General features: G+C 46.2%; 7 protein-coding genes. 1 reads left to right on the forward strand and 6 read right to left on the reverse strand.

The features are described 5' to 3' along the window. Positions 1-203 precede the first annotated feature (203 nt). The 5 genes from N7387_RS18540 to N7387_RS18560 all read right to left on the reverse strand — a co-directional run bounded on the left by N7387_RS18540 (position 204) and on the right by N7387_RS18560 (position 4909). A complete protein-coding gene (locus N7387_RS18540; protein ID WP_279800637.1) occupies positions 204-536 on the reverse strand; it encodes a hypothetical protein in 333 nt (110 codons plus the stop codon). A gap of 318 nt (positions 537-854) precedes the next feature. Then, positions 855-1217: a YibL family ribosome-associated protein gene (locus N7387_RS18545; RefSeq protein WP_045138597.1), complete on the reverse strand. Its 363-nt coding sequence runs from the start codon at positions 1215-1217 to the stop codon at positions 855-857. Positions 1218-1379: 162 nt separating this feature from the next. Then, positions 1380-2903 (reverse strand): glutamate:gamma-aminobutyrate antiporter, encoded by a 1524-nt coding sequence (gene gadC, locus N7387_RS18550; protein ID WP_279800638.1) that lies wholly within the window; start codon positions 2901-2903, stop codon positions 1380-1382. A 372-nt stretch (positions 2904-3275) separates the two neighbouring features. Continuing rightward, positions 3276-4265, reverse strand: coding sequence for a nickel/cobalt transporter (locus N7387_RS18555; protein ID WP_279800639.1), 990 nt, complete (start codon positions 4263-4265; stop codon positions 3276-3278). Positions 4266-4273: 8 nt separating this feature from the next. Next, positions 4274-4909 carry a DUF1007 family protein gene (locus N7387_RS18560; protein WP_262861111.1) on the reverse strand — a complete coding sequence of 212 codons (636 nt, stop codon included), beginning with the start codon at positions 4907-4909 and terminating at the stop codon, positions 4274-4276. Between the two features lie 250 nt (positions 4910-5159). Here N7387_RS18560 and N7387_RS18565 point away from each other — a divergent pair, with 250 nt between their 5' ends. After that, a complete protein-coding gene (locus N7387_RS18565; protein ID WP_279800640.1) occupies positions 5160-7094 on the forward strand; it encodes a methyl-accepting chemotaxis protein in 1935 nt (644 codons plus the stop codon). A gap of 53 nt (positions 7095-7147) precedes the next feature. Here N7387_RS18565 and yghU read toward each other — a convergent pair whose 3' ends face one another. Further along, on the reverse strand, positions 7148-7990 hold the full coding sequence (yghU, locus tag N7387_RS18570) for a glutathione-dependent disulfide-bond oxidoreductase (protein ID WP_279800641.1): 843 nt from the start codon (positions 7988-7990) through the stop codon (positions 7148-7150). Positions 7991-8081 lie beyond the last annotated feature (91 nt).

Consider the following 8081-nt stretch of genomic DNA (forward strand, 5'->3'; position numbering starts at 1 on the left):
GCAATTTACCCGGTAATAACCCGGTATTTAACGGTCGGCTACCTTAGCAAATTTTCATTTTTTTTTTGCGAACTCTAATGTAACTAATCGTTATTAATCCTTTATACTGCAAGGCGTACAGGACGTTCTTATCAGGCTGACATTTTGCGCACCCAATATGCGGTACGCAAAATATGAAGGGCATGATATACCGTCAGAGAGCGCTATTTGGGATTTGTTTTTTCATATATAGAATTATCAGCACCATAGAGACGGTCTTTATAAAGCTCAAATAAGAAATCACCGTTCTCACCTTTTGCCAGATATCTGTTTTTATGTTTTTTATCACGAATAAAAGGTTTACTTTTTGCGTATGGCGGTTGTGGTTTATCAAAGGTAATGACTGAATCTGAGTATTTGTTATCGTGCTTTTCTATAGAAAAAGAACACAAACTACGGCATCTGGCATCTATATTTTCCCAGTGGCCATAAATCTTTTCATGTGAATCACATCCGGTTACTATTAAGACGAATAAAAATATTATTACTATTTTCATATGCAGGTGCCTTTGTGGTTTCCGTTGCAGCTATAAAAAGCATACCCGATAACCCAATACGGCATAAATAAAAATATAGTCAAAATTCAAATTCGTTCTCTTTTCTGAGAATACATCATTATCTTTTTTTACCCGTAACATTTTCGGGTATCAGGGAGTCCTGTCAGTATTCCGGTAAAAAATCCCGTTCACTTTCAGGGATCGTTGTCCGTATTGATAAGTAACCGGAGGAAACACCGGTTCCTGAAACCGATGTTTACTGCCTGAGTGCGGAGTATTGATCAGAAACGTTGCGGCATCTGCGGATTCATTTTCTGACTAAAAATCAGTCCCGGAAAAACCGGTCATATCATCCAGTCCCATTTCACGGCCCAATGCCGTCATCGGATGAACAATGATCAGGCCCCGCACCGCTTTCTTCAGCTTGCCGATATCAGCCTGTTCTTTTTTGGTGATAGAACGTTTGAACGGCATATCCACCAGCTTTTGCGCTTCTTTGCTGAGTTTCCTGCTGCGTAGTTCCTTCAGACGGGCAATTTCAGTCTCCAGCGCGGCTTTTTCTTTCTCAAGTTCTGCATACTTTTCCGTTTCATTCTTTTGCAGCATATTTTCCATCTGGTGACGGGTAAGATCTAAACGGTCGCTGAGAAGCTTGATTTGTGCTTTTTCTTTTTCTTTCATTTTAATTAACCATGAATAAATTGCTTACCGTGCAGTATACACTATTCACTGTAAGAGTACGAAAAGGATACGGGTTGTCCGTTTTTTTAATATTTATTACATCACGGTAAAAACGGATAAGACCACCAATGGTGGCCTTATCCGTTTTATATTTCACTCGTTTTAATCTTTTTTATCATCATGAACCAAATGATATGCAGATCGTGCCCGGGGATGGATAAAGAAATGACCTGCCGGCGCGTTATGCGTTTTAATATGTATCATTGATACCCCGGTTTTTTTACCTTGCTTATTATGAAATGCATAGATAATAAAGGGCAACAGAAAAATAACCACAAAACTGACACCAAGCAACATCACATAGGATTCACTGCCTGCACCGTCCGGTAATGAACTTGGCGGAAAGAAAGAAACAACAAAAGCAAGAACCGACAGAATAAAACCCGCAGACGCCACAACAAGTTTAAAACCTTTACCACCCGGTATATTAAACACCCGTTTTTTTTCAGGCTGTTTGCAGATTAAATACATATACCCGAGAAACAACATAAAATAACTGCACAGGTAAATAACAACGGTCAGCGCTAATGCGATCAGGAAAGACGTATTGCCGCCTCCGCCGCTGTTGGTCAGCACGATGATGGCAATGGTTGTAATCAGTAATTGTGAAATCACCAACGTAACCGGCACGCCATTTTTATTCACCTTAGCAAAGCTTTTCGGTAAAATACCATTTTGGGCGGCAACATACATCCCGCGGGATGGCCCTACAATCCATGATGCTATTTCTGCCAGGACACCTAATAATAAGAGTGCTGCAATAATACGGACAGTCCACTCCAGCGCAGGATTAAAACTTGATACCAGCACATTGAATGTCTGTACCACACCGGCTGACAGATTGATTTCACTGACCGGAATGGATACCGCGACCGATAATCCGCCAATTGAACTTAAGCAAATAGCCGCTATCATCAGTAAAAACATCGCCGCCGGGTAGTCTCTTCCCGGATTTTCCATTTCATTAACGTGTGTTGCTGAGGCTTCAACTCCCATGTAACTCAATATAAAGGCAACAAAAACAACCAATGTACCTATTTTTGTAAAGTCAGGGAAAAAAGTCGATACGCTGATTTCAGTCGCTAAAGGCGCACCGCTGACAAGATAATGTATAGCAAGGAATACCAAAATGAGCGCGGGTAACAAAATACCGGCAAAAAAACCTATTTTAGCGATAGTTGCTGTATATTTTGTACCGCCAAACTGAGTAAATGCCAGTATCCATAATATAACCAACGCTCCGATAGTTTTAACGATCGGGTCATTATTCAGTTCAGGCCAGTTAAGGATATACGATAACGCCCCTAATACAAAATAGAGCATAGGTATAAAACCAATTGCAATTTGCAGATAACCAAATGAAATAGCAGCAAACCCCCAGCGTTCACCCAGTGTGTTAGAAACCCAGGCGAATATGCCACCCTCTTCCCAGCCTTCCACCGTTGCCATTTCCGCTGCGCAAAGAGCGACCGGAATAAACCACAATAACCCGCCTAATAAAAGGAAAAAAACCAAACTAAAACCGGATGTTGCAAATGTCGGATATTCATATACCGCCATGACCATAGAGGCAGTAATCGCAAAAAAACCCAATAAAGTCAGTTTTCCGGCACCAGACGCTGTCATACTATCCACCTGATATAGTTAATAACATCAGTTCTTTTATCTGCGAACCAAAGGCCATGACATTCTCTGGTCTGATAAACAGAAATGAGTCGTGAGCATAATCACCATTAATTTGTTTAATAACTATTATCCCTTAATCCTGACTTGTCAAATCATCTGACTTTAGTTTCATAGTGACAATAGTGTTCTGAATTCATCAAAATAAATCACCAACCCCCTCATTACTAAAGAATAATCACGTAAATGACTTCATCTTTGATGGTGTGTTAATGTGTTCTTATTGACAGATAACGCTGCGCTACACCAAAACAGCCGGGGGTTTACTATATTAACGTAAATAATGATTTATATATTATGGCAATATAAGGGCCGTCAGCGGGTAAAAAAACCTGTTCCGGGCATACTGACCGTCTGATACATTAATATACCGGCGATAATAAATATCCCGCCTGCGATCAGCCGGAGAATATCGCCATAATACCGGTTTGGTTTTCGCGCCGGGTTACGGGACAGGCGCAGAGCCAGAAAGCGCATACTGTGGACAAACCAGGCTATCACACAAAGGGTAATACCGGTTCCTGATGCCATTGCGAATACGGCAATAATCCCCCAGTGAAAAACACCGATAACTGACGAGAACAATAAAACCAATAATGCGCCTGAGCACGGGCGACTGCCCATCGCCAGAATCATACCAGCCTGTGTCCGCCAGTTACCGGTGATTTTATTTCCGGGCATAACATGCTGATGACCGCAACCACATATCTGAGATTGTCCGGTTTGCAGAGAAACCGGTTTTAACACAGCCCGGGGTTTATTATCCGATACACTGATTGTTTTTATTTTTGGCTTATTGACCGGTGGTCTGATAAATAAACGGCGTAATGCACGGATAATAATAATGCCGCCGAAAAGAATAATAAATGCATAACTGGCTTTCTCTGTTATCTGGCTGACATTATTTAACTGACGTACTGACAGATTTAATATAAATAACACAACAGAGACCAGAACAACAGCCACCGTGCCCTGAAGCAGAGAGGCCAGAATACTTAACAGCGCGCTGTGGCGTAATTTTGCCGGATGTGTGGCGATATAGGCAGACAGGATAATTTTTCCGTGGCCCGGCCCCAGAGCATGCAATAAGCCGTATAAAAAACTGAAAAAGGTCAGAAGCCCGCCCGCTTTCAGCGGATCAGATACGACTTTCTGAATCAGTGACGCCATTTCAAAATTCAGTTCCTTCTGTAATCCCGCACTGACATGCAGCAATGACGGCCACTGACTGTACAGTAACCCACCGGCAGATAAAACAATAAGCACAATAGTGAGCTGAAGAATAATCCGTGAATATGATGTCATCCGTTATCTCACTCCGGGCAATGTAAGGTGATCTGCTGTGCGAACTGGCGACCGAGCGTCAGATCATCATCCGGGGTATCGCCGGTATCCAGCGACAGCGCATAATCTTTCAGGGTATCGGACGGCTCTGCTTCGGTGAAAATGAGCCGGCACCGTGATACATCCGGCGGAGAGAGGTGAACCGCGCGTTTGCCGTTGTAGGTCATGCTGACAAAAAAAGTCGGCTCATACGTTTTCAGCTCAATGGTGCTGCCGGTTAAGGGTATCGGGTGCAATAGTGAGATACGAAATGACATGACAATCTGCAATCCCTCGCGCGTCATCCGGTAGGTGTCCGGAAAGAGCTTAAAAGGCTGCCTTTTATTCTGATAATTCAGTTCGGAAAAATAAGACTGCGCAATGATATTGGCCATGACAGAAGCCGCCTGCTTCTTCCACTGCGGGCTGTCTTCTTTGGTGTTCATCAAATCATACAGAATATCTGCGGACGTCATCGGATCCATTTTCCAGACATAATCAATCCCGGTCAGAGTCTGATTCTCTGTTACCAGCGTTGTTTCCATATCGATAAAACTGTGCGGGTGTGCAAGTGTCTGCGGACTGAACATCAGCAAAAATAAGAAAGAGAGCAGTAACGTATTCATTTTTCTGATTAAGTTCACAGATTATCTCACACTGGTAAAATATGTTATAACATAACATAACATAGCACTGCGGATGAAAATACTGTTTTCTGAAATACCACTGCGGATAAAAGAACATCATAAAATGACGAAAGTGCGATCCCCGCCACAGATATCCGCCATCCATTCATCTGTTCAATAAAACATCATAAAGATATAAGTCACCCCGCCGATAACTCAAATATACCCTTCTTTGTTTCGGGAGTTTTGTATGTCCTGGTATCCGTCCCGCATTTCAACCCGTCTGACCATCGGGGGCATCCTGCTTCTCGCTGTCACCACTGCCATTATCATTGTTGTTATGCTGTGGCGGGGTCAGCCCCGCGTTGTGGAAATTAATACTGCATTAATTGAAGAAACCGGACGCGGCCTGACATCCCGGGTCAGCACGATTTTATCTCAGACGGACGGAAAAACCGTCAGTCTGGCGCGCCTGGCGGAAGTGCTGCCCAATGATGAGGCACTGTACCGCTATATCCCGCCCAATTTGATTGAAAGCAATAACCTGATCACCGGCGGCGGTATCTGGCCGGAGCCGGGGGCATTTACGCCGGGCGTTGAGAAACGCAGCTTTTTCTGGGCACGGAATCCGGCCGGGGAACTGGTGTTTTCTGATGAGTACAATACAGCGGGTGCCGGCAATTATCACAATGAAAGCTGGTACAGGAATGCCCGTGAGCAATCCACGGAAAGCTGTTTGTGGTCAGATGTTTACAGAGATGCTGTTTCCGGTGTGAATATGGTGACCTGCAGTGTGCCGTACAAAACCGACGGAAAATTTGCCGGTGTCGCGACAACGGATATCCGCCTGGATAATATCGCCGCCATTATGCAGCAATATGGCAACAGCACCGGTGGCTATGCTTTTGTGACAGACCGCCAGGGGCAACTGATCTATTTTCCGGGTGATGACAGCAAACAATTCAAAACCTTTGATGATCTGGCCGCACAATCAGCCTGGCTGGTGCCGGTGGCGGAAAGCCTGAAGCAAGCGCATTCTGAGCAATCCGCTATCGACAGTATCCGCATTGATAATGACGGACAGCTGAACACCGCTTCACAGGTGATGCTGTTCCCGATGGCTGATACCGGATGGGTTATCGGTCTTGTCACACCGGAAGAGCGGATCACCGGGCTGGCAAAAGTGATGATGCAGGATGTACTGGAAGCCCTGCTGCCGATTATGGCGCTGTTGTTGCTGGGCTCCTGGCTGGTTGTCCGCAGGTTGATCACCCGCCTCGATGAGACCCGTAAAGCCCTCGATGATATTGCGCACGGAGAAGGCGACCTGACACGGCGGATGGAAGTGCGTGGTGCCGATGAGATCTCCGCTATCTCACAGGCATTTAATCTGTTTGCCGATAAAATCTCATCCATGTTGCTTACCGTGCGCAGCAGCAGTTCTGTTGTAGCCGGAAATACCGTTAATCTTGCTGATAATAATAACGAGTTATCCGCACGGGTCACACAGCAGGCGGCGGCACTGGAGCAGAGTGCTTCCGCGATGGAAGAACTTAACGCGACAGTACGTCAGAACAGTGAGAACACCCATCAGGCCGATGAGCTGGCGGAAACCACCGCACAAACCGCAAGCCGCTGCGGGGATATGATGCGTGATGTGATTTCGACAATGAACAGCGTCAGTACATCATCCGGACGAATGGTTGAGATCGTGTCGGTGATCGACAGTATTGCATTCCAGACCAATATTCTGGCACTGAATGCCGCCGTCGAGGCTGCACGCGCCGGAGATTCCGGGCGGGGCTTTGCCGTGGTGGCAACCGAAGTCAGATCACTCGCTCAGCGCAGCGCACAGGCAGCACAGGAGATTAAGGCACTGATCGATGAGTCTGTGCAGAATGTCAAAACCGGCAGTAATCAGGTGCATGAAGCAGGAGAAACGCTGGCAGACCTGGTGATGGATGTGTTGCAGGTAAGACAGCTGATGAGTGATATTCGTGTTGCCGGTGAAGAGCAGAGCAAAGGGCTGGCTGAGGTAACGATGGCAGTCTCTGAGATGGATACCACGGTACAGCAGAATGCCACATTAATTGATGATGCCGCTTCACGGACACAAATCCTGAGAAGAGAGGCCGAACAGCTCGCACAGATGGTATCGGCCTTTAAATTACCGGAACCGCACTAACAATCCGGATATGTTTCCCGGCAGAAAACACTCCGCCGGGACAGCGTGAAATATCAGTCCAGATCTGATGCGTCGTGACGTTCACGGATAAACCGGTCTGACGGCTCTCCGCCGCTGCGGTTAACCCGGCGTCCGCGCTGAACAGCCGGACGTGCCGCTATCTGCTTCGCCCAGCGGATCACATGCGGATATTCACTGACAGACAGGAATGTCGCCGCATTATACAACGTACCCAGCACTAACCCGCCGTACCATGGCCAGGCCGCCATATCCGCGATGGTGTAGTTATCACCGGCAATAAATTCATGCTGACTGAGCTGGCGGTTCAGGACATCCAGCTGGCGTTTGGTTTCCATCGCGTAGCGGTTAATCGGATATTCATATTTTTCAGGTGCATACGCATAGAAATGACCAAATCCGCCGCCGACAAATGGCGCAGATCCCATCTGCCAGAATAACCATGACAGCGTTTCAGCCCGTTCAGGTTGTGTTTCCGGCAGGAACAAAGAGAATTTTTCTGCCAGATACGTCAGAATTGCGCCGGATTCAAAGATCCGTACCGGTTTCTCACCACTTCTGTCGACCAAAGCCGGAATTTTTGAGTTCGGGTTAATATCAACAAACCCGGAGCCAAACTGGTCACCTTCGCCGATATCAATCAGCCAGGCATCATATTCCGCTTCACGGACGCCCGCCGCCAGCAGTTCTTCAAGCATGATAGCCACTTTCTGGCCGTTTGGTGTTCCCAGCGAGTAAAGCTGCAACGGGTGTTTACCGACAGGCAGTGCTTTTTCATGTGTCGCCCCGGCAACAGGACAGTTGGTATTGGCAAATTTTCCGCCGTTTTTCTGTTTCCATTCCCACACCTGAGGCGGGATATAGGTTGGATCAGCCATAACGATGCTCCTTTGTATTTTCTGCCGGATTGAAATGATCAGTTATCCAATCTACCTTCCGGGGAATAAAATACAAACGGAATTTTTTTCG

The organism is Morganella sp. GD04133 (assembly GCF_029835375.1).
GTDB classification, from domain to species: Bacteria; Pseudomonadota; Gammaproteobacteria; order Enterobacterales; family Enterobacteriaceae; genus Morganella; species Morganella morganii_B.

Bases quoted from the DNA above. Each gene is read 5' to 3' on its own strand.
- N7387_RS18540 (WP_279800637.1), bottom strand. From the start codon at position 536: ATGAAAATAGTAATAATATTTTTATTCGTCTTAATAGTAACCGGATGT.
- N7387_RS18545 (WP_045138597.1), bottom strand. From the start codon at position 1,217: ATGAAAGAAAAAGAAAAAGCACAAATCAAGCTTCTCAGCGACCGTTTA.
- gadC (WP_279800638.1), bottom strand. From the start codon at position 2,903: ATGACAGCGTCTGGTGCCGGAAAACTGACTTTATTGGGTTTTTTTGCG.
- N7387_RS18555 (WP_279800639.1), bottom strand. From the start codon at position 4,265: ATGACATCATATTCACGGATTATTCTTCAGCTCACTATTGTGCTTATT.
- N7387_RS18560 (WP_262861111.1), bottom strand. From the start codon at position 4,909: ATGAATACGTTACTGCTCTCTTTCTTATTTTTGCTGATGTTCAGTCCG.
- N7387_RS18565 (WP_279800640.1), top strand. From the start codon at position 5,160: ATGTCCTGGTATCCGTCCCGCATTTCAACCCGTCTGACCATCGGGGGC.
- yghU (WP_279800641.1), bottom strand. From the start codon at position 7,990: ATGGCTGATCCAACCTATATCCCGCCTCAGGTGTGGGAATGGAAACAG.